15 protein-coding genes are annotated in these 21,769 nt (G+C 51.8%); 1 reads left to right on the plus strand and 14 read right to left on the minus strand.

All coding sequences use genetic code 11. The annotated features are described in order from the left end of the window. Positions 1-57: 57 nt before the first annotated feature. From DFQ01_RS17310 to DFQ01_RS17375, 14 genes are all read right to left on the minus strand, one after another. Complete coding sequence (locus DFQ01_RS17310; protein WP_110045142.1) at positions 58-1,155, minus strand: sugar ABC transporter substrate-binding protein; 1,098 nt, start codon at positions 1,153-1,155, stop codon at positions 58-60. Positions 1,156-1,456: 301 nt separating this feature from the next. Beyond that, positions 1,457-2,647, minus strand: coding sequence for a D-xylose ABC transporter substrate-binding protein (gene xylF, locus DFQ01_RS17315; protein WP_245946762.1), 1,191 nt, complete (start codon positions 2,645-2,647; stop codon positions 1,457-1,459). Between the two features lie 8 nt (positions 2,648-2,655). Continuing rightward, the gene (locus DFQ01_RS17320; RefSeq protein WP_110045143.1) at positions 2,656-4,197 is read right to left on the minus strand and encodes a response regulator; all 1,542 of its coding nucleotides are present in this window, start codon (positions 4,195-4,197) and stop codon (positions 2,656-2,658) included. Then, positions 4,172-5,638 (minus strand): sensor histidine kinase, encoded by a 1,467-nt coding sequence (locus tag DFQ01_RS17325; protein WP_110045144.1) that lies wholly within the window; start codon positions 5,636-5,638, stop codon positions 4,172-4,174. The genes DFQ01_RS17320 and DFQ01_RS17325 overlap by 26 nt, the downstream gene beginning before the upstream one ends. After that, a complete protein-coding gene (locus DFQ01_RS17330) occupies positions 5,635-6,615 on the minus strand; it encodes a sugar ABC transporter substrate-binding protein (protein WP_110045174.1) in 981 nt (326 codons plus the stop codon). Before DFQ01_RS17330 ends, DFQ01_RS17325 begins: the two co-directional genes overlap by 4 nt. A gap of 392 nt (positions 6,616-7,007) precedes the next feature. Next, the gene (locus tag DFQ01_RS17335) at positions 7,008-7,691 is read right to left on the minus strand and encodes a TetR/AcrR family transcriptional regulator (RefSeq protein ID WP_110045145.1); all 684 of its coding nucleotides are present in this window, start codon (positions 7,689-7,691) and stop codon (positions 7,008-7,010) included. A 67-nt stretch (positions 7,692-7,758) separates the two neighbouring features. Next, the gene (locus DFQ01_RS17340) at positions 7,759-8,958 is read right to left on the minus strand and encodes an FAD-dependent oxidoreductase (protein WP_110045146.1); all 1,200 of its coding nucleotides are present in this window, start codon (positions 8,956-8,958) and stop codon (positions 7,759-7,761) included. 142 nt (positions 8,959-9,100) lie between these two features. Further along, positions 9,101-9,907: an ABC transporter permease gene (locus tag DFQ01_RS17345; RefSeq protein ID WP_110045147.1), complete on the minus strand. Its 807-nt coding sequence runs from the start codon at positions 9,905-9,907 to the stop codon at positions 9,101-9,103. Then, positions 9,904-10,941, minus strand: coding sequence for an ATP-binding cassette domain-containing protein (locus DFQ01_RS17350; protein ID WP_110045148.1), 1,038 nt, complete (start codon positions 10,939-10,941; stop codon positions 9,904-9,906). Before DFQ01_RS17350 ends, DFQ01_RS17345 begins: the two co-directional genes overlap by 4 nt. Before the next feature lie 527 nt (positions 10,942-11,468). Then, positions 11,469-13,184: an assimilatory sulfite reductase (NADPH) hemoprotein subunit gene (gene cysI, locus DFQ01_RS17355; RefSeq protein WP_110045149.1), complete on the minus strand. Its 1,716-nt coding sequence runs from the start codon at positions 13,182-13,184 to the stop codon at positions 11,469-11,471. A gap of 82 nt (positions 13,185-13,266) precedes the next feature. Continuing rightward, positions 13,267-15,120, minus strand: a complete 1,854-nt coding sequence (locus DFQ01_RS17360; RefSeq protein WP_110045150.1) for an assimilatory sulfite reductase (NADPH) flavoprotein subunit — start codon at positions 15,118-15,120, stop codon at positions 13,267-13,269. 463 nt (positions 15,121-15,583) lie between these two features. Further along, positions 15,584-16,582 carry a cell wall hydrolase gene (locus DFQ01_RS17365; RefSeq protein WP_110045151.1) on the minus strand — a complete coding sequence of 333 codons (999 nt, stop codon included), beginning with the start codon at positions 16,580-16,582 and terminating at the stop codon, positions 15,584-15,586. Positions 16,583-17,023: 441 nt separating this feature from the next. After that, positions 17,024-17,929 (minus strand): GNAT family N-acetyltransferase, encoded by a 906-nt coding sequence (locus DFQ01_RS17370; protein WP_174812593.1) that lies wholly within the window; start codon positions 17,927-17,929, stop codon positions 17,024-17,026. 110 nt (positions 17,930-18,039) lie between these two features. After that, a complete protein-coding gene (locus DFQ01_RS17375) occupies positions 18,040-20,343 on the minus strand; it encodes a glycoside hydrolase family 127 protein (protein WP_110045153.1) in 2,304 nt (767 codons plus the stop codon). A 131-nt stretch (positions 20,344-20,474) separates the two neighbouring features. On the opposite strand from DFQ01_RS17375, the gene DFQ01_RS17380 reads away from it, so the two are divergent. Further along, positions 20,475-21,326, plus strand: coding sequence for an AraC family transcriptional regulator (locus DFQ01_RS17380; RefSeq protein WP_110045154.1), 852 nt, complete (start codon positions 20,475-20,477; stop codon positions 21,324-21,326). Positions 21,327-21,769: the final 443 nt, after the last annotated feature.

Below are 21,769 nucleotides of genomic sequence, written 5' to 3' on the forward strand. Positions count from 1 at the left end.
GACGAATCTATCACTATTCCCGAACTTACTTCACGATTAATCTGTTTAATCCGAAGCTTACAGACCTTTGAATTGATCTGCTTTGTAATAGCCCGAATCGATGAGTTCTTTCTTGACATTGTCTTTATCCACTGGGATTACCGTCGTTTGCTTCGCTTTCACATCGATTTTGCCATTGTTATACGAGCCTTGCGTTTCAGGGCTTTTGCCGTCGAGGATGTCAACTGCGAGGCCCATTGCGTCTTTAACGAGCGTACGAACGTCTTTGAATACCGTCATCTGCTGTTTGCTGTCGATTACATATTGAATCGAAGCAATCTCAGCGTCTTGACCGGTTACTACGTAGCTCTTAATTGCGCTATCGGAAGCGAATACGTCTGCAATGGAGCGAGCCGTGCCGTCGTTCGGAGCGAGGATGGCAACGTCGCCTTTCATATCTGCTGCTGCAGACGTAAGATGCGTTTGCGCTTTGTTTTTCGCTTCGTTCGGATCCCAGTTCGTCGTCACTTGGCCAATGATCTTCGCGAGCTCCTCGCGCGACAGCTCTTTCTTGTCTTTCAGCGCAATCGCTTCGCTGGAGTTAGCAACTTTGAATGTGCCGTCCGCGATTTTAGGCTGCAGAACGTTCCAAGCGCCTTGGAAGAAGATGAATGCGTTGTTGTCGGATGCTGCGCCAGCGTACAGGTACAGCGGTTCGCCGGAGCCTTTTGCATGATCAACAAGGTATTGCGCTTGTGCAGCACCTACTGCAAGGCTGTCGAACGTTACGTAGTAATCCACTGCGTCCGTGTTCGTAATGAGACGGTCATACGCGATAACCGTGATGCCTTCTTTCTTCGCATCTTCCACTGCTGCTGCCGCTGCAGCGCCGTCCTGCGGGCAGATGATCAGCACTTTGATGCCTTTGTTGATCAACGTCTCTACGTTCTCTTTCTCTTTGTTGGAAGAGCCTTGGCTGAACAGAATTTCCGTCGTATATTTCGAGCCGCTCAGCGCGTCCTTGAAGCGCTGCTCATCCTGCACCCATCTTGGCTCATCCTTCGTCGGGAGCACGATACCAACGCTTACTTTGTTGTCTTTGCCGCACGCCGTTACGATTGCCGCGAATAGCATAATGACCAATACAATTGCAACTGTTTTGAAGCCCTTCTTCATCTTTCTTAACCCCTCTCGGTAATGGTCTGCATCCCTTACAGATGCAAATATAACACCCTGAACTTCCAATGAAAGCGTTATAATATAGCACTCTTTTACGACCATCTGGACATTTTTAACACGGACAGGTTCAGAGGGGGTTAATTTGCTAGGTTAGCGAGGCACAAGCGACGAAATAGCGTTCCATAGTGATATCTCTGCATAAAAAAGACAGCCGTACGCGTAGGTACGACTGTCTAATGAAACGTTGTTCGTTATGTTTAGTCTGACCAGGCGGTACAATCTCTCACGAGATTGCCCTCTATGATTGGATCCCATCCACTTCCGTCTGCTCCTTCACGTTCTTATACACGTCCGCATGCGAATGGAAGTTATCGGCGATGATCGTCTCATCGATATTGAACTTGTTTACAGCGATTGGAGAAAGCAGCACGGACGGCACCTCGATCTTGCCGTTATTCACCTTACGGTCAGCACCGGATGGCTCTCCTAAGGCAAGTCTCATCGCAAGCTCCGCCGCCTTATCCGCCAGCAGCTTGATCGGCTTGTACACCGTCATCACTTGCGTTCCTTCGACGATCCGCTGGGCAGCCGCGAGATCAGCATCCTGACCCGCAACCGGAATCTTCCCTGCTAGTCCTTGCAATTGAAGCGCCTGAACGACCCCTCCTGCCGTCGCATCATTCGCCGCGATGACGGCGTCGATGTTGTTACCGTTCGCGCTAAGCGCATCCTTCATATTCGCCAATGCATTAACAGGCGTCCAATCCTTCGTCCACTGATCGTATACGACCGTAATGTCACCTTTATCGATCAAAGGCTGCAGCACGTTGAAGACGCCTTTTTTGAATAGATGCGCGTTATTGTCCGTATCGGCTCCTCCGATATAGACGTACTTGCCCTTCGGCACTAGCGACGTGATCGCCTTCGCCTGCAGCTCTCCTACCTGCTCGTTATCGAACGAGACATATAAGTCGATGTCGGAGTTCTTCACGAGCCGGTCATAAGCAAGCACCTTAATGCCGGAGGCATGCGCCTTCTGCACAATCGCTGCGGTCGCATCGGCATTATGGGGCACAATAACAAGAATATCGACGCCTTGGGCAATCATCGTCTCCGCCTGCGAGATCTGCTTGGCATCATCGCCGTTCGCCGCCATGATCACAACCTCAGCGCCAAGCGCCTCGGCCGCGTCCTTGAACAAATCACGGTCCTTCAGCCAGCGCTCTTCGAGCAGCGTATCCATCGAGAAGCCGATTTTGATTTTTTTGTGACTCGTATCTTGCACATTGCCGCCAGCAGCATGGCTGCCATCGCTCCCACTACTCGAAGTACCACCTGAACCAGCAGTAGTTCCTGTTCCACCTTGCTCTGACGTTTCACCGCTGCTGCTGTTGCCATTGCCACTATCGCAGGCTCCTACCGCCACGCAGGACAGCATAAGCAGCAGGACGAGCACGAGCAGCCTGACCCGCTTCACGCGTTGTCTCATCCGCCTGTCTATCCCCTTCGGCCAAGCAGCGTCTTCCGATATTCAGTCGGCGAGACGTCGCACATTTTTTTGAACACCTTGCTGAAGTAATTCGGATCATGATAGCCGACCTCGAACGTAATTTTTTTCAGACTCCACTCGGGGTTGCCCATCAGCTTCTTCGCCTTCTCAATCCGGCATTCGGTTAAGAAATCGATATAGTTGACGCCTAGCTGCTCCTTGAACATTTTGCTGATATAGAAGGGGCTTAAGCCTACGCGCTTGCCGATTGTATCGAGCGAAATATCTTTATGCGAGTTGTCCATAATGAACTGCTTAATCAGCTGTATCGTATCCGGTGCCACATGATCCTGATGCTCTGCAAGCGACTGACGCATCCGATCCAGCAGCAGGCCAGACTCGGCGCGCAGCTGGCGATAATCCTGCGATTGGAACGAGAACACAGGCGTATCCGTCTCAACACCAAGCTCCAGCAATGCACGCGTTATAAGCCAGAGCAGCTCAAGCACACGCTGCTGCGCCTGCAGGAGGTCTGCACCCTCGTGCTCATAGCGCCGAATGAATTCCGTCACCTCCGCATTCACCTGGTCCCACTGTCCAAGGCGAATGAGCTCGAACAGCTGCTTCTCCAGCTGCTTCGCTGGATAACCATCACTCGTAACACCCAGCACTGGCGTATCGGCGAAGAAGCGGAATTTCACGGGTACGGTCGTGTCCATAGACGCGACCAGCGCCTCCTGGTAGGACTGCCGAATCTGTTCTAGCGATTCGCACACGTTGCCGATGCCGACGAACCAGCCGGAGCCGGCATCCGCCTTCGCAGCAGCGAGCAGCTCGCGAGCGATGGACCCAGCCTGTGCACGGAACGACTGGCTCGGATCGCGGAACGCGATGATCGGAATTTGCCGTCCATACAGGGCGCCGACCCAACCATTTTTCATCGAACGCACCTTGTCCTTAACGACCGTATAAAGTGACTCCGATCCCGGCGGCAGCAGAACCGTCATCGCAAACTTATCGTTGTTCGTCCCAACGCCAAGCAGCCCAACCAGCTCGTCCAAATGCACCTCGTGCACATGATCGAACAGCAGCTGCGTTACGATATCAGTCTCGACGATCGGCAGCACCTTGTTCAGCGTATCACGATGAAGCAGGCTCGTCTGTGCACTCCTGCGCTCCTCCTCGATCTGCGCCAGCGCTTTCGCAACCGTCGCTACAATCTCGCTTGCCTTGCTCGGCTTCAGCAGGTAATCCTTGACCCCCAGCTTGATCGCCTTCCGCGCATATTCGAATGTATCGTAAGCCGTCACCATAATGAATTTCATATCCGGATAATCGGTCGACAGATGCTCAATCGCCTCAATCCCGTTCATACCCGGCATCTTAATATCCATCAACACCAGATCAGGCTGGAACTGCTCGGCGATTTCGATCGCCATCATGCCATTCTTCGCCTGTCGAATGTCGAGATCAGGAATCCCCTTCAGCAAAATCGCCTGCAAACCTTCCCGCTCAATCTGCTCATCATCTACGATCAGGAGCTTCGTCATCCTTCACCGATCCTTTCGTCTTCGGAATCGTCAATATTACCTTTGTGCCGTGCCCCAGCTCGCTCTTAATATCTATGACGTCATCTTGTCCGACAAAAATACGCAGACGCTTCACCACGTTGCTGAACCCTATCCCTGTCGAGTGCCCTTCCGTCTCGAAATTATCCTCGTCGAGAATTTGCCGAATCTTAACCTCCGACATGCCGGGACCGTCGTCCTCGATCTCAATCGTGACCCGCTCCCCGCTGTCTATCACGCGAAACGTGATCTTACCGCCATCCTCTCGCGGCTCCACCGCGTGAATGACAGCATTCTCAACAATCGGCTGCAAGGTCAAGCCAGGCAGTTGAATCGACAGACAGCTCTCATCAATCTCTAGATTGAATTGCAGCCGTTCGGTGAACCTAGCTTTCTGAATTTCGATATACTGACCAAGTACTTTGACCTCATCCTTAAGCATCATCGTTCGATCGAGCCGCTTCAAGTTATATCTAAGCAACCCCGCGACGCTGGCGAGAAGATCGCTCGTCTCTTCTGACCCTTCGAGATAGGCTTTCTTCGATAACATATCAAGCGTATTGAATAAGAAGTGCGGATTAATCTGGCTCTGCAGACTCCGCAGCTGACTCTCGCGCAGCAGCAGCTTGTTCTGCTGCAGCTCATTCTCGAGCTGGGCTTTCTGCTGAATCTCGGAGATCAGATTGTTGATGTTGATGCGCATCCGTTCGAACATTTTGGCAAGGAACGAAATTTCGTCATTCGATGATACCTCGACCTGCAGATCGAAGCGTCCTCGCGATAGTTCTCTTGCTGCCTGCGTCAACTTGAGTATCGGCCTCGTAATACTCGAAGAGAACCAGTAAGTGAAGAGCAGCAGCATGAATGTAATCGTCAGCATGAGCCAAATGCCAAGCTTCTTCAGCTCCGTCGATTGGTTGATCATATCGCGGTAAAACCGATCATACGTCTTCAAATCATCATCGAGCAGCGTAAGCGTCGTCTCCGATATGTATTTGGATATACGCGTCGCCTCGGAGAACGCTTTATCGGAATCCTCCGACTCTTTCTCCGATTGGAACAAGAGCGAGCGATCGGTCGTCTCGATTAAACTGTCGATTAGATTCATATAATTCGTCAACGCAAAGTCGCTTTCCTCGCTGCGCAAATCAAGCATCGCAATTCGTGCCTTCCGCAGGCGCACTTTGCTCGCATCGATCTGGGCTAGATTGACCTCCGTGGGCGTGAGCAAGTAGTTGTACAGCGACGTTATCGTCTGCTGACTGGCGTTCGTCACTTCGTTCATGCTCAAGTAGCGCTGCAGGATTTCATTATATTGATCCATCGTCTTCTGATTATAGTAAGTAAGCGTAATCCAAATGGCAGCCATAATAGACAAAACAACACCGGCGAGAATCCATATTTTCTTCTGAATGCTGTTCATGGCCGCTCCGCCCGCTTGAGCATCCGAATGTCCGTCAAATAACCTTCCGTATTCAGCGGCACTGTTGTCCCACCTAGCCATTGGATCATCCGATCAACGCTTATGCGTCCCATATCCTCAGGCGACTGCTCGATCATGCCGTCTAGATTACCGGACTCCAGCAGCGACATCGCATCTTGGCTGTCATCGAAGGAATAAATAAAATAAGGCCCTACCCTTGCTCGTCGGCCGATCTCCTGCACCATCGCGCCGGCAAGATTCGCGTTAACGGCAATAAACGCATCTACGGTCGGAAGCTCGTTCATTGCATTTTGCGTCGTGGCAATGACCTGCTCCTTCGTGTCTTCGGTCTCTGCATATTTCGTATAGATGTTCGGATGATTCTTGAGAATATCGTCAATGCCTTTCAATCTCTGCTGCTGATAATACTCATTGCGGCTGTCGCCCATTAATATGACTTTGCCGGAGTCACCCATATCCGTGAGCAGCTGATTAGCGATCATCTGTCCAGCCAGATACTGATTAGAACCGACATACGTTCGCCTTAAGCTGTCTACCATCGGGACATCATTGGCTACCGTGATGATCGGAATACCGTTGAAGGCCGCTTTGATCTTCGTCAGGTTCTTGAATTCGTCTGAATCCAGCCCTTGAACAATAATACCGTCAACCTTCGAGTCGATGGCGATCTCGATTTTTTTCAAAAAATCCTCTTCGTTCTTGTCGTAGCTTCCCCATACCTCAATGCTCGCTCCATCCTTCTCTGCTTCCTCCTGTGCACCTTGGCTGACTTTATTCCAGAATGGCGTCTCCAGCTCCTGCGTAATCAGGACAAGACGATATTCCGGTTGATCGGAAACAGGGGTGCGCGGCGGCAGCTTGACCTCAGAACGGAATACTTTGCCCGCGGACAACGACGTAAAATAAATAAGAATGATGCATATCAAACCGAGTATAGCGACGATCGATTTACGCAAGGGGTCAATCTCCGTTTCCATGTAAGGTGAGTAATAACCAGCGTATACCAAGTAAGCGCATTCATCAAGATGTGGTTTAACGTTAACATTCAAGGTGATTCGGCTGACGTCATCCTCTTAGCGGTACAGCGTCTTTCATTCCGAAGAACTATAAGCTCACATATAAGCAAAAGAAAAAAAGCTGACTCGCTCAGCATCACTGTAATTGCGATAGTGAACGAATCAGCTTTTTAGGGCGTGTCTGAAAACGCTGAACGGAGCAGATCTAGTCGAATTTTCGTTCCAGGCAAGGCGCTTTTTTGCAGGCGTACCGGAGGTACGTCAAGGAAATGCAACGCAGCATGGGGCGAAAAGGCGGCAAGAGATGCCCTTGAACGGTTTTCAGACACGCCCTAGGTCGTTTGTTTCAGTAATCCTTGCACAATGACATCGAATCCCCAGCGGAATCGCACCTTGCCGTTGTCTGGATGTCCTCCGGTCAGAAACTCGTCCCGCATGGCGGTGAGCATCGGATATTGCCGAGGATCAAGCTTCTCGTAAGAAGCCGTTAACGATTGCAACGTCGTTCCTTGTTGATCTCGCGACGCCTGCTCGAAAGCGACCGAAGACGCGTACAGCAGCACCATGTCCGCGCCCCAAGCGGCGGCGGCAGAGCGGATGCCTCCTTCATGCAATCGACCTAGCACGTACTCCGTTAACGCTAGCGAATGAGGACCGTTCGGCATGGTGGACATGGCGAGAGAAGCGATGCCTGGCGTCTCGTGGAGCACTTGAACGTAAGAAAATAATGCTTCGAACAGGTTGTCCGACCAGCTGCCTGCCGAAGGGTCTGGAAGCTGTACTTGCGCTAAGCTGTAATCCAGCACATAGGCGCTGAGCTCCTGCACATTCGTTACATACACGTATAACGAGGATGCACCTGTATCGAGTGCTTTGGCAATTCGGCGCATGCTAAGACCGTCTGCCCCTTCCTGCTTCAGCAGCTCCAGGGCGGTCTTCACAATAATTTCTCTGCTAAGCGGTTCCTTAGCGGGCCGCGAACGGCGGCTAACAATCGTACGGTTTGAGTTGTCCATACAACACTTATATCATGTTTGGCATCGGTTCGTAAATGTAAGAGAAGCGTCGCTTGTAACGCTTCAATTATACGTTTGATTGCTGGGCAAACTCTTGGTAGATCTGATCGAACTGCTCCTTTAACCGCTGGGCAGCGTTGGCGCCGAATATTAACTCCAGGTTGTCTCGAGACTGTCTAGCTGATTCAGACGAATAACGATACATGCTTGGCTCGTATTGTGCAATTGCCTGATCGAGATCACTGCCATGACGGATGATCGCAAGCGCCAGCTCCGCGGCATCCTGCATCGCCATGTTCACGCCCTCTCCGGCAAAAGGGGACATCAAATGCGCTGCATCCCCGATCAGCGTGACGCCTGAACGACGTTCCCACTGGTGGCCAACAGGCAGCATATAGACGCGTCTGCCGACTAACTTATCGCTCGCATAGCGAATGTACTTCTGAAGCGATGGATCCCAATCTTCGAAGAGGCTCAGCAGCTGCTGCTTCGCCACTTCCGGGCTATTGAGATCGATACCGCAAGTATCAAGCCAATCGCGCTCCGCCTTGAAGCAAAGGTACACTTTGAGCGATCCATTCCCGTTCAGTTGACCCATGATCGCTTTCTCGTCCGATAAGGCGAACATTTTGCCACGAGCATTCAGCGCCATAAGATCAGGATGCGCATTCGCCACATCGGGAATGTTCAGCTCAATCATTGTGATGCCGGCATAAGCCGCGTTAACATCTGTCAGCAGCGGACGGACATGCGAGAAGGCCCCGTCTGCACCAACGACCAGATCCACAATATCGGTAAAACCATTCTCGAATCGCAGCTCGTGCTGTCCATTACCCAGCGGCACAGCCTCGGTCAATTTATAACCATACCGAATGACATTCGGGTTCAAAGCTTCGAGCAGCATCCCGCAGAGGACGCCGCGATCAATCTCGGGACGAGCGCCATGTGCATCTCCTTCGGCTGCTTCATCCATGTAGAGCTTGCCCGTCTTATCGAATAGACGGAAGTCTTCTCCTTCATAGCGGGCCAACGATTGAAACCTCTCATAGAGACCCGCTTCCTTCAATGCGACTTGACCCGATTCCTCATGAATATCGAGTGACCCGCCGCGTTCCCGATTCGTGTCATGCAGCTCGCGTTCGTAAATAACTGCCTCAATCCCGTTCTTCTGCAAAATCATTGCAAGCGTCAGTCCGCCCGGACCCCCGCCGATAATGGCGATTCGTTGTTTACGTTGGGCTTGTGTTTGTTGTGCCGATGCTGTCATATTCTAATCCGCTCCTTTAATGTGCGATTCGATTATCTACTGTCTTGGTTTTGATTATACGTTAACGAACATCGTTCGTAAAGAACAGTGTTCGTTAAGTTTCTGGAAAAGCACGCCCATGTTATGGCGTGCTTCATAAGGATTACGTGCGGCGCATATAAGCGCGAACGGTAAGAGGAGCGAAGATCGCTACGATAACAGCTGCTCCAATAAGGGTTATACCAAGATCCGAGCCGATTGTAGCCGAGTTCGTCAAATCTCGAACAGCGGTAATAAGATGCGAGACCGGATTGATTTTGGCAAACCATTGCAGCCAGTTCGGCATCGTATCGACGGAAACGAATGCGTTGGACAGGAATGTCAGCGGGAACAGAACAAGCATCGAGATGCCTTGTACGCTGGACGCCGTACGTGCGATAACACCAAAAAATGCGAAGATCCAGCTAAGTGCCCACGAGCACGCAATAACAATAAGGGCTGCAAGCGCGACATAACCAAGGCCGCCTTCCGGACGGTAGCCCATGATGTAGCCCATCGAGAACGTCAGAACCGTCGCAATCGTATAACGGACCGTATCTGCAAGCAGCGCTCCTGCGAGTGGTGCTATACGTGCGGTTGGCAGCGACTTGAATCGGTCGAACACGCCTTTGTCCATGTCTTCGCGAAGCTGGGTACCTGTTACGACAGAGGTCGTAATGACGGTCTGAACCAATATCCCTGGAATAATGACCGGCAAGTAGCTCTGTACGTCACCTGCGATTGCTCCACCGAAGATGTACGTGAACATGAGCGTGAAAATAATGGGCTGCAGCGTCACGTCGAATAGCTGCTCCGGCGTCCGTTTGATTTTGAGCAGGCCACGATAGGCCATCGTTAATGAGTTGCGTATCGTCTGCGAGAAGCTCGTGCGATTTTTCAGTTGCTGCGTTGCTGCTGTTGTTGTTCTCATCCTCTTACCCCCACTGCTTTCTTATTCGATTGTTCCGATGCCGACTGCTCCTGTGCGTCCTCTCTTGCACCCTGTCCTGTAATGGTCAGGAACACCTCGTCAAGTGTCGGCTTCTGTACGCTCATCTCAGCCAGATGAATGCCCTCAGCGCGTAGTGCGATGAGCAGGTCCGTCACAAGATCCGCATCCTTCATCGGCGCTGTAATCTTCGCCGCTTCCGAGGATACACTCGTCTGAACCTGAAGCACCTTCTCAATGAGGCGGCGAGTTTGAACGATATCCTTAGCATCCTGCAGACGCAGGTGAAGCGAGGACGTACCAACGGAAGCCTTCAGTTCATCTACCGTACCTTCCGCGACAACGTGGCCAAGGTCGATAACGGCAACCCGGTCAGCCAACTGGTCCGCCTCGTCGAGGTATTGCGTTGTCAGCAGCACCGTCGAGCCCGTCTTCACAAGGCGGCGAATCGTCTCCCACATTTGCGTCCGCGTACGCGGGTCCAAACCTGTCGTTGGCTCATCGAGGAAAATAAGCGGCGGCTGCGCAATCAAGCTCGCTGCCAAGTCCAGTCTGCGGCGCATGCCGCCGGAGAAGTTCTTCAGCGGACGCTTCGCCGCTTCCGTCAGGCCGAATTCCTCCAGCAGGTCCGCTGCCTTCTTCTTCGCCTCTGCACGCCCAAGTCCAAGCAGCCTTGAGAAAATCACGAGATTCTCCGTTGCGCTCAGCGACTCATCGACCGATGCATACTGTCCCGTTACACCAATCAATTGACGCACGACTTGCGACTCCTTCACCACATCACGGCCAAAAATTCGCGCCGATCCCGCGTCCGGTCGCAGCAGCGTCGCCAACATGCGAATCGTTGTTGTTTTGCCAGCGCCGTTTGGCCCAAGCACGCCGTAGATTGTACCGGCTTTGACGTTCAAATTTACACCATCTACCGCTTTATTGTCCCCGAATACTTTCACCAAGCCGCTCGCTTCAACAGCCCAATCGCCGTTGTTCGGCTCATAGATCCGATTGCTCTTACTCATTTCGAATTCCTCCATCCGTTTGCTCAACTCGTTTATAGTGCTATCTTAGCGAGCGTATATAAACTGAATTTAAACAAAGATATACTAAAGATGAAATGTGTTAAAAACCATATTCGAACGGTATTGTCTGTACGACTAGGTGTAGGTCGATGTGCGTCGACGTTGTTCCTCGGTACGGTTTCGTGAGGTCGGGCTGATGCGCGGATCTCTGAATTCTGCTTTTCACACAGCTCTCAACGATCATTGTCCGATCACATGATGGCTTAACGGATGCTGCAGTGGCTATTTGGGCTAAAAGCAGTCATTCTGCGCGCTAACGGTTGTATGTGAGGCTAAACGGTCGAAAACGCTCCAGAGCGTGGATTCTAGCGTAAATAAGCTCAGCTGCAACCGTTCAAGATGTGCCACGTCGATTATGAGCCGAATAAGCGCAGCTGCAACCGTAAGCCGGTGCTTAACTAAACGCAAAAAGATCGCCCCACCCTGCTTAGTTAGCAGAATGGGGCGATCTTTTCTATAACAAGTGATTAATCGTGGAAGTTCGTGCCGTCCGTTACGGCCTTCACATAACCTGTGCGAACGACAAAGTCGCCGAAGTGCTCGCCTTTGTCACGTTCTACCGCAAAGTGATTGATGATTGGCTTGAGCGTCTCGATAATCTCGTCTTCTGCGATGTTCTCGCGGTACAGCTTGCTCAGACGATCACCGGAGAAGCCAGCGCCCATGTATATGTTGTAGCGGCCTTGTGCCTTACCGATAAACGCGATCTCGCCAAGTGCAGGACGCGCGCAGCCGTTCGGGCAGCCCGTCATACGGATGTTGATTTCTTCATCACGCAGGCCAGCTTCCTCGAGAATCGGCTCGAGCTTGTCGATCAGCGTTGGCAGGTAGCGCTCAGCCTCAGCCATCGCCAGACCGCAAGTCGGAAGCGCGACGCACGACAGCGCGCTGCGGCGAAGTGCCGAATAGTTGCCGCCTTCTTCAACACCGTGCTCTTTGAGCAGTGCAGCAATCTTCGTTTTCTTCTGGCTCGTCACGTTAGCAATAACCAGGTTCTGGTTCGCCGTCAGACGGAAATCGCCCGTATGGATCTTCGCGATTTCGCGCAGCGCTGTTCTCAGCTTGATGCCCGCCGTATCAACGACGCGGCCGCCTTGTACATACAGCGTCAAATTCCATTTGCCGCCTACGCCTTTAACCCAGCCGTAGCGGTCGCCTGTGTTGTCGAAGCTGAACTCGCGTGCTGGCTGAAGCTCCCAGCCAAGGCGGTCATGCAGCTCGTCAACGAACCAGTCGAGACCGTGACGGTCGATCGTATATTTGAAGCGCGCGTTCTTACGAACGGAACGGTTGCCATAGTCGCGTTGGATCATTACTGTTTTCTCTGCAACATCGAGAATTTGATCCGGCGTTACGAAGCCGATAACCTTCGCAAGCTGCGGATACGTTGCTGTATCGCCATGCGTCATGCCCATGCCGCCGCCTACGCTTACGTTGAAGCCAACAAGCTTGTCGTTCTCGACGATTGCGATGTAGCCAAGGTCTTGCGAGTAAACGTCTACATCATTCATAGGCGGTACTGCAATACCGATCTTGAACTTACGCGGCAGATAAACCTTGCCGTAGATCGGCTCAACTTCCTCTTCGCCGCTCTCTACTTTCTCGCCGTCGAGCCAAATCTCGTGGTATGCAGGCGTCTTCGGCGCCAGATGCGACGTCAGCTTCTGGGACCAGCCGAACACTTCGCTATGGATGTCGGATTGGTACGGATTCGGGTTACACATAACGTTACGGCTTACGTCGCCGCAAGCTGCCAGCGTCGTGAGCAGCGCTTGATTGATTTCTTGAATGGTGTCTTTCAGATTCCATTTCAGTACGCCGTGCAGCTGGAACGCTTGACGCGTCGTCAGCTTCAGGCTGCCTGTGCCGTATTTGTCAGCGAGTTCGTCCATAAGAAGCCATTGTGCCGGCGTCGACAGACCACCTGGCGTAACGACGCGAAGCATGAATTGATAGTATGGCTCAAGCTTCTGCTTCTGACGCTCGTTGCGATGGTCACGATCGTCCTGCATGTAGCTGCCATGGAATTTCAACAGACGGTTGTCCAGCTCTGGCAGACCACCCGTGATGCGGTTCGAGAGCGATTCCGTCAGCGATCCGCGCAGGTAGTTGCTCTCGAGCTTAAGTTCTTCAACGTCGCTCGGCTTGCCGCCAATAGGCTGTACCTTAACTTTTTTACTCATTGCCATTAGCTCCTTTGCCCCCATGATGGGTCCATGCTCTTGCGTAACACGTTTCTATCGATATGCGCTCTATCCCCAGCGCTTAATATACGTCGCGTTGATAACGGCCTTGCTCTTGCAGCGCCGATACGTATGCAGCCGCTTCGTCAGCGGATTTACCGCCATGTTGTTCGATGATCGACAGAAGAGCCTTGTGCACATCATGTGCCATATGCTTCTCGTCGCCGCACACATAAACATGAGCACCGTTCTCGAGCCATTGATACAGTTGTGCGCCATTCTCCAGCATCCGCTGCTGTACGTACACTTTCTCTTTCGAATCACGGGAGAACGCAACGTCCAGCTTCGTCAGAACGCCGTCTTTCAGCATGCGCTGCCAGTCCGTCTGATACAGGAAGTCTGTTACGAAATGGCGGTCGCCGTAGAACAACCACGTTTGGCCTTGTGCGCCCGACTCTTCACGATCTTCAAGGAATGCACGGAAAGGTGCTACGCCTGTACCTGGGCCGACCATGATAACTGGCGTATCCGGATTAACCGGCGGCTTGAAGTTCGGGTTCTGCTGAATGAAGATCGGCAGCTTATCGCCTGGCTGGAGACGCTCGGACGTATATACGGAGCATACACCTTTGCGCTCGCGGCCATGCGCTTCGTACTCGACCTTGCGAATCGTCAGATGCACTTCTTCTGGATGTGCTTCCACGCTGCTCGCGATAGAATACAGGCGTGGTGGCAGCTTGCGAAGCAGGTTCGCGATGTCAGCAGCCTTCAGCGTCCATGGTGCAAAGTCGCGCAGCAGATCGAGCAGGTCGCGGCCGTTCATGTAAGCTTTGAGTTCTTCTTTATTGTTAACCAGCTCTGCGAGTTTGCTGTTACCCGAGAAGGCAACGGCTTTCTCCAGCAGCGGCTTCGTCAATACTGTAATTTCAAAGTGATGCAGCAGCGCCGAACGGAGCGACGACGTTTCGCCTGCTTTGCCCGTTACAACTGCTTCGTCTGCGTTGAATTTCAGTTCTGCGATGATATCGTCAACGAGCGCTGGATCGTTCTGCGGGTAAACGCCTACAGCGTCACCTGGCGCATACGTCAAGCCCGAGCCTTCGAGCGACAGCTCGAGGTGGCGTGTCTCGCGATCCGAACCTCTGCCGTTCAGGTTGAGGTTGTCGAGCACTTCCGCCATGAACGGATTTGCACGTGTATATTCCGATTCAACAGCAGCTGTTGGTGCAGCCGCCGATGCCGTACCGGATGCAGCTGGTGCAGCGGATGCTGCAGCAGCGCTTACTGCGCCCTCAACAGCTGAGAGCCAGCCAGCAGCTGCGTCTTCGAAATCAACGTCGCAGTCAACACGATCAACGATGCGCTCAGCGCCGAGTTCAGCAAGTCTCACGTCGAAGTCTTGGCCTGTTTTGCAGAAGAACTCATACGAAGTATCCCCAAGCGCAAGAACAGCGAATTTCGTACCTTCGAGCTTCGGCGCACGTTTGCCGAGCAGGAATTCGTGGAACGTGAGCGCGTTATCTGGTGGATCTCCTTCACCGTGCGTGCTCGCTACGATGAACAGGTAAGGTACTTCTTTAAGCTTGTTCGTTTTATATTGGTTCATCGCCGAAAGCGTTACGTCAAAGCCTTGACCTTTCAGCTTCTCAGCCAGACGTCCAGCCAGACGCTGCGAGTTGCCCGTCTGCGATCCGAACAGGATCGTCGCTTCACGAGGCAATTGCGGGGCTGCTGGTGCTTCCACGACTGCAGCAGGTGCTTCGAATGCTACAGCAGAAGCAATTTGAGCTGCTGCGCCGCCAGCATTGCCAGCACGATAAAATGTTAGAAATCCGCTTAACCAGTTAATTTGAGCTTCCGTCAGTGTTGGGAGCAGCTTATTGATTAGTTCCGCTTGCTCACTCGTAAACGGGCTGTTCGTCACTTGAAGTTGCAACAACATCCACCTCACATCAATCTTTAAAATCCGACTACGTTACTGTGTTTTGACCTTATCTTCATAGTAACCTAGTCTCACGCTAGGTTCAATCCATTCGTCGATATTTGTCTATAAACAATCTTATTAGATTTATTATTTTTAATTATAAATGAAGTATTCTACCGGCCCAAACCGGGTTTTCTACCCACCCAATCCGAGAGTTCTACCCACCCAAACCCTCCCTGCTAGGGAGGGCCCCGGGGTTTCAGCTTATGCTCCCGATGTGGTTTCCTTACGGAAACCTTTACCCCTGGACCCCGGAAAGTTGCTGTGGGATGGACAGTGGCGATGGTGAGTTACTGCGTGGTGGGAGTCGTGTGCCCTATGGGGCACAACTTTCGTTCGAGCGTAAATATGTAGAAGTCCCGGAACAACAAAGCCCCACCTGCCTGTGGCAAGTGGGGCTGCATTCTTTATATATTTACTTGGCGAAGCTATGATGGCCAATTGTAGCAACGACATCGAGCGAGGACCAGAATGATCCGCTTGTGACATCAGGGTTGAAGAAGTAGACGGCGTCTTCAACGTTATTTTTCCCATTCAGGGCGTCCTTAGCGGCGCGCAGTGCGCTTGCCTTCGGCTCGACTTTGTCGAGTGTGCCGTCATGGGCCGGCGGGAACTGCTTGCCGGAGTAGATAACGTCGTGAATCGTGTTCGGGAAACGTCCACTCTTCACGCGATTAAGAATCACGTTCGCTACAGCAAGCTGACCTTCATAAGATTCGTACCCCGCTTCGATCGTCGTAATCTTCGCGAGCAGAATCAAGTCCGCCTTCGTGTAAGACGCTGCGGGTTGGTCCCAGAACGATGGAAGCACGACACGAAGCTTCGTACCTTCCTTAATCGTCGACTTGCCGGACAAACCATTGCGGTTCAACAGCGAAGCCTTGCTGATCTCATTATCCTTAGCGGCTTGTTCAATCGTATACGTATCCGTAATAACAGCAGGCTGTACCGATGCAATCGCAACCACATTGCTGTTCGTATTGTATTGCAGCTGCGCGTGCAGCACTTCAGCAAGTGTACGGATCGGCACATAGAGTCTGCCATCCTCCGTAAAAGGAAGCGCATCCATACGATAACGCACATCGTTGAAATATACGACCGGCACTCCGTTACCGAACACAATCGTATCGTTCAATGCAGTCTCAATCGTCAGCTCTTCATTGTCACTGTCCCAGCTGACACTAGCGCCGAGCAGCGTCGCAATGCGTCCTGCAGGTACGTACATCCGATCATCCTGAACCCGGATCGGATTGCCGAGCTGCACTTCTTTGCCATTGAGCCATATCGATGTATCCGCAGTCGCCGTTGATTGGGCTGCGAACGCGAGTGATTGTGGGCCGGCAATGCTCAATATCAACATCGCAAGTGCTACTATGAAAGTTATTTTATGTTTAATCTTGATTCCTCTGATCATGTGTACCTCCCAGCTCAGATATGAGGGTTAAGGCTTCCACTCTCTTTCGGGCTAGGCAAATTGTACCATGGTTTTCGTCCAAGGCGGCATTAAGCTTTTCACAGAATTCACCTCGGAATGATTTTCCCCCCGTGTTTTCGGGCAAAATAACAACGAGGCCCTCTCGAAATAGATAGCCTCGTTTCCCTAAATTATGAGAGTTCTCTCAGAAGATTTTCATTTATTGCAGATAACTTGCAAGCGCTGGATAGTCAATATTTAAGCTTACTTTCAGCTTTCACGGGCACCCGTATTGTTAAGCGCTAATGTTGTCACATCCGTATCGGATGCCGAGTATGTCTTCACAATCGGATAGCATGATTCGCTGCACGGGTCAAAAGTATCAGCGTGCCAATTAAGTAGGTACTGAGTCCTATATCGAAAATGACGCATGTGATCCATCTATATTTTCTTCAATTCGTGAAGCCATAGTTCTGGCGGTCTGCTTAAACGACTTTCCGGCCTATAGTATCGTTGTACAATGTGGTGCAAGGACCTCGTCTTAAAGCCGAGACGTTCGTAAAGCTTCTGCGCTGGATTGCCTTTGACAACCCACAGTTCTACCGTTGATTCACCTCGGCGCATGATCTCGTTAACGAGGAACGACACCATTGCACCGCCATAACCTCTAGCTTGCCGATCTGGCCGCACCGCCACATGACGAATATCCGGGCCATCAATGACACCTACTGCCACGATCTCGCCGTCTGACAGCATCACAAACCGATTATTGCGATCCTCTGCGAAGCTGATACGTTCCCACTCTTCAGGCTCGTAATAAAAAGTTGGCATGATGCCCACGCACTCCCGCATGAGATAGAAAGCAAACTCGCTTACATAGTGGCAAGTGAGGTAATCCTCATCTTCATATTGTCGAATCGTAAACGAGGACCCTGGCAATGGCTCTCCTTCACGCTCCATTAGATAAGAGGAATGAACCACATAATAGCCATGCTTGTACAGAAATTGCAGCGTGTCGGAATCGCCATCGATACATAGGCCAGAAGAACGTTCGACTGCTTCACTGCTCGCCAACAGTTGATGCGCTTTCTCCATCAGCCTCGTGCCGATGCCTGTTCTTCTGTAGGGTGGACTGACGTAAACCGTTGTGCCCGTCCCTCGTTTGAGTCCGCTCAACGACAGGAATCCCGCCATTACGCCTCCATAACGAGCAACATGCAAGCCTTCTGGGTAGTTCCGTTCATTTTGTTCAAAAATATCGCGGAAGTGTTTATCCTCTCGCAGCATTTCATGAGCAGCCGCTCTATCACGTTCAGGGTTGTAAGCTTCAATCAACAGATTGTCCATTGATAGGTTCCCTTTCGATTGGATTAGACATGACAAGAAGCAATAGATTACCATAAACAAACAGAGGCGAACACCCTCTATCAGGGCGTTCGCCATCTAATTGTATAGAACTAGGATTTGCTCAACTCATCATGCAGTGCACGGTCGATCATGCGGATGCCGAATACGCCGCCGACGATACCGCCGTTCGCCGATACGAACTTCACTTCCACTTGCTCAGCGCCGCTGATCAGCTCGCTAGGGATATCGTAAAGAACGTCGAACAGCTTCTCGCGATGCTCAGCTTCGAGACGCTGACGTCCAATCGCTTGGCCGTTTACGAGGATGTCGAACTCGCGCTCCACGCGTCCATTTTCCCGATGAACCGCACCGTCGCTGCCGAAGTAAGTCACTTGCAGCGCATGTGTCTTGTCAGCCTGTACCTTCATCCGGTAGCTGAAGAAGCCGTCCGGCTCAGCCACGCGATAGCCTTCATGGGCATGCGCGGAGTAGCCAGAATCCGAATGGTGTGACTGACCGTTGTGCTCAACCTCGGACTGCTGCTCATGCGGCTTCACAACGTCGATCGTGATGGCATGCAGGTATTCGCGCTCCGCCTTCTCTTCATCAACATAGTTGACGTACTGCTCTTTGTTCATCAATGTCCAGTAGATCGTGTAACGCTGATGATGCAGCTGGAAGAATGGAATGAGCGTAATGCGCTGCTCGCCTGGTTCGCCCACTGGATCGGTGATGAACGTCAATGGAGTGCCTTCAACCGGCTTGATCCACGACTTCAGGTCTGTCTCGTCCGTCACAAGAACGGGAACTTGAATGATTGGATGATGGTGCAGCTTCAGGTGGTTATCGATAATATCGCACTCTGGGAAATTCTCTGTGCCAAGCGCACCTGCCAGAACGATCGGGCCGTACATGAAGCCAACTTTCTTCTCGTCGTCCTTCGCACGATGGACATGCAGATCCATCGGCAGCGTCACTTCGATCGAATCGCCCGTGTTCCAGCTGCGGTCGATTTCAAGATAACCGTTCGTCGAACTGGAGAATGTGTCCGTGCCGTTGACGACAGCCGTCACTGCACCTGCTACCCAGTAAGGGACGCGAATGCGGAGCTTGAAGCTTGCATTGTCTGCTTGCTCGATAACGACTTTCGTTGAGTTTGTCGTAGGGAATTCCGTATGCTGCTTGATGACCACATTGCGATCTTCCAGCACCGCTCTGGAACCGATGAACAGATTGACGTATACCGCTTCTTTATCCGAGTAATAAATATCGCGCGGATAAAGCGCTGGATTCTCCATGCCCGTACCTGTGCAGCACCAGAACGAATGGTCATGCGTGCCGTACACTTTGAAATGGCCCGGCTCAGTAGAGATGAAGTACATTTTCGCACCTGTCTCAGGATCTTGCGATGCGAGAATATGGTTGTAGAGCGCGCGCTCGTAGAAATCCATATATTCGGCTTTCGGCGTCCAACGGAACAGAAGGCGCGTCAGCTTCAGCATGTTGTACGTGTTGCACGTCTCCGCTGTCTCTACGCCAAGCTTCTCGGTGTTCTTCGCACGGAAATGTTCGAAAATACTGTTACCGCCGATAATGTACGAGCGGTTGTTCGTGACTTCATCCCAGAAATACTCCGCCATTCTCCGGTATTTCTCTTCGCCTGTAATGTCATACAGCTTCGCTGCGCCGATGACTTTAGGGATTTGCGTATTGGCATGCTTACCTTCCAGCTCGTCGACACCGTTGGAGAGCGGCTCAAGAATCGCTTCATGGCAGAAACGGATGGCCAAATCGAGATAGTCTTTGTTGCCCGTAATGGTATAAAGGTCGGCCATCGCTTCATTCATGCCGCCATGCTCGCAGATGAGCATGCGTTGGAACAGCTCGTCCGACAGATTGTCGGAACCCCTCTTGGCCCAATCCGACAGCTTCACAACAACTTGCAGCGCCTTCTCATTACCCGTCAGCTTGTAGGCATCGATCAGACCTGCGTAAATCTTGTGAATGCTGTACCATGGAACCCATGAACCGCCCAGACCAAAGTTATGAACCTCGAAGTCCCCATTGCCGAAGAACACATTATCGAAGCACTGCCTTGGGAAGCCGCTTACATAACCGTCCGGATCATGCGACTGCACGTGAGCCAGCTCATCAACCGTGTAGTTCAGCTTAGCGAGAATCACTTCATCGCCCGTTACCGCATACATCGCAGCAGCTGCCGACAGGAAGTGTCCAACGGAGTGGCCCGCGATTGCTGTCGACTCCCAGCCGCCGTAACGTTCATTTTTCGGTTGAAGGCCAGCAGCCTCGTAGCAAGGCGCCATGAGACGATCCACATCATGCGTGATCAAGTAGCTCTTGCCCATTTCTTGCGATGCTTGGAATATACCATCAAGGAGTGTTGTTCTCGTCATGTCTATATCGCTCCAATATATACGATTTGATTATTTACGAGTATAAGTTTATCCTTTAGTCTAGCGATATTCTACGAATGAACCAAACGATTTCTTATAATATTTCACACAACTGCGCAGGTGATTTATCGATGAGCAAAATCCTATTCGAGCTCCCTCCTCTACCTTATTACATAACAATTGGACGCAACGAATACATAAAAGGCGAACAGCATCCGAATCGGCGGAACCTTGGCATTTTCGACTGGATATTCGTTGTGAAAGGGACGCTATATATCGGGGAAGATGAGTCGCAATGGGAGGTCGGGCCCGGACAATCGCTGCTGCTGCTCCCGGATCGCTACCACTATTCAACCGCACCTTGCGATGAAGAGATGGTGTTTTATTGGATTCATTTTGTATATGAAGGGAAGTTTAGCTCGTATCGTGACGCGGATTATTCCATGATGATCCGGCATGCGTGGGCGAATCCTTATAAGCTGAGAGTGCCGCAGTATACGGCGCCGCGGCAGTTCGCGCGCATCGAGCGGCTGCTGGAGCAAATGCTTGCTTACACGGAGACGACCGGCTCGTCCGCCTATTGGCGGGAGCAGCAGCATTTTATGGACCTGATTCATCTATTAGAAGAGGATGACACGGGAGATAGCACGACCAACGCGGTCATGCGGCTGGCGGAGCGGACGGAGGCTTATCTTCGCACGAATTATCAGAAGGAACTGTCGAATGAGACGCTGGCGGAGGCGCTGCATTTTCACCCGAATTATGTAGTGCGCTGCATGAAGGAAATCTACCAATGTACGCCGATGGAGTATCTGATGCGCTACCGGCTCGAACAGGCCAAGCTGCTGCTGCTCAAGACCGAGTGGTCCGTCGCGCATGTTGCTGAGTACGTGGGGTTCAACTATGTGCCCTATTTCTCGAGCTGCTTCAAGCGACATACGACGATGAGCCCGCTCGCTTGGCGGAAGCTGCATGCGAAATAAATGATTGGGGAAACCTCTTGTTGGTGGACAGCTAGAGCGCAAGAGCCTCGTTTGCGGCTGGTTCTACGTTAAACTACTTCTGGATTCGCGGCTAACGGTTGCCAGCGTGGCTATTGCGGTTGTTTCGCTCCAGTTTGCCGGGTAACGGTTGTCAGGATCGCTATTGCGGCGAAATGAGAGGTTTTTGCCTAGTAAATATGTAGATAAGCCCTGTGGCAACCACTAGATTCCTGAAACAGACGATTGAGGCGAAATAAGCTCCACCGCAACCGTCCCTCGTATTTAAGGGTTTCTCTCACGAATGCTCAACCATTCGCAGGATTTCAACTATTAAGATGTCGGATGAAGCGATGGAATTAGGGCTGACAGTTGTTGATGACACAGTCGGGGTATGCAGGAACAGAAGTTGCGTTGATGCGCACTTCTCTTTAAGTTCTACTGCA

The sequence above is a fragment of the Paenibacillus cellulosilyticus genome, from assembly GCF_003182255.1.
GTDB classification, from domain to species: Bacteria; Bacillota; Bacilli; order Paenibacillales; family Paenibacillaceae; genus Paenibacillus_T; species Paenibacillus_T cellulosilyticus.

Coding starts and splice junctions, on each gene's coding strand:
- DFQ01_RS17310 (WP_110045142.1), bottom strand. CDS start 1,155: ATGAAGAAGGGCTTCAAAACAGTTGCAATTGTATTGGTCATTATGCTA.
- xylF (WP_245946762.1), bottom strand. CDS start 2,647: ATGAGACAACGCGTGAAGCGGGTCAGGCTGCTCGTGCTCGTCCTGCTG.
- DFQ01_RS17320 (WP_110045143.1), bottom strand. CDS start 4,197: ATGACGAAGCTCCTGATCGTAGATGATGAGCAGATTGAGCGGGAAGGT.
- DFQ01_RS17325 (WP_110045144.1), bottom strand. CDS start 5,638: ATGAACAGCATTCAGAAGAAAATATGGATTCTCGCCGGTGTTGTTTTG.
- DFQ01_RS17335 (WP_110045145.1), bottom strand. CDS start 7,691: ATGGACAACTCAAACCGTACGATTGTTAGCCGCCGTTCGCGGCCCGCT.
- DFQ01_RS17340 (WP_110045146.1), bottom strand. CDS start 8,958: ATGACAGCATCGGCACAACAAACACAAGCCCAACGTAAACAACGAATC.
- DFQ01_RS17345 (WP_110045147.1), bottom strand. CDS start 9,907: ATGAGAACAACAACAGCAGCAACGCAGCAACTGAAAAATCGCACGAGC.
- DFQ01_RS17350 (WP_110045148.1), bottom strand. CDS start 10,941: ATGAGTAAGAGCAATCGGATCTATGAGCCGAACAACGGCGATTGGGCT.
- cysI (WP_110045149.1), bottom strand. CDS start 13,184: ATGAGTAAAAAAGTTAAGGTACAGCCTATTGGCGGCAAGCCGAGCGAC.
- DFQ01_RS17365 (WP_110045151.1), bottom strand. CDS start 16,582: ATGATCAGAGGAATCAAGATTAAACATAAAATAACTTTCATAGTAGCA.
- DFQ01_RS17370 (WP_174812593.1), bottom strand. CDS start 17,929: ATGGACAATCTGTTGATTGAAGCTTACAACCCTGAACGTGATAGAGCG.
- DFQ01_RS17375 (WP_110045153.1), bottom strand. CDS start 20,343: ATGACGAGAACAACACTCCTTGATGGTATATTCCAAGCATCGCAAGAA.
- DFQ01_RS17380 (WP_110045154.1), top strand. CDS start 20,475: ATGAGCAAAATCCTATTCGAGCTCCCTCCTCTACCTTATTACATAACA.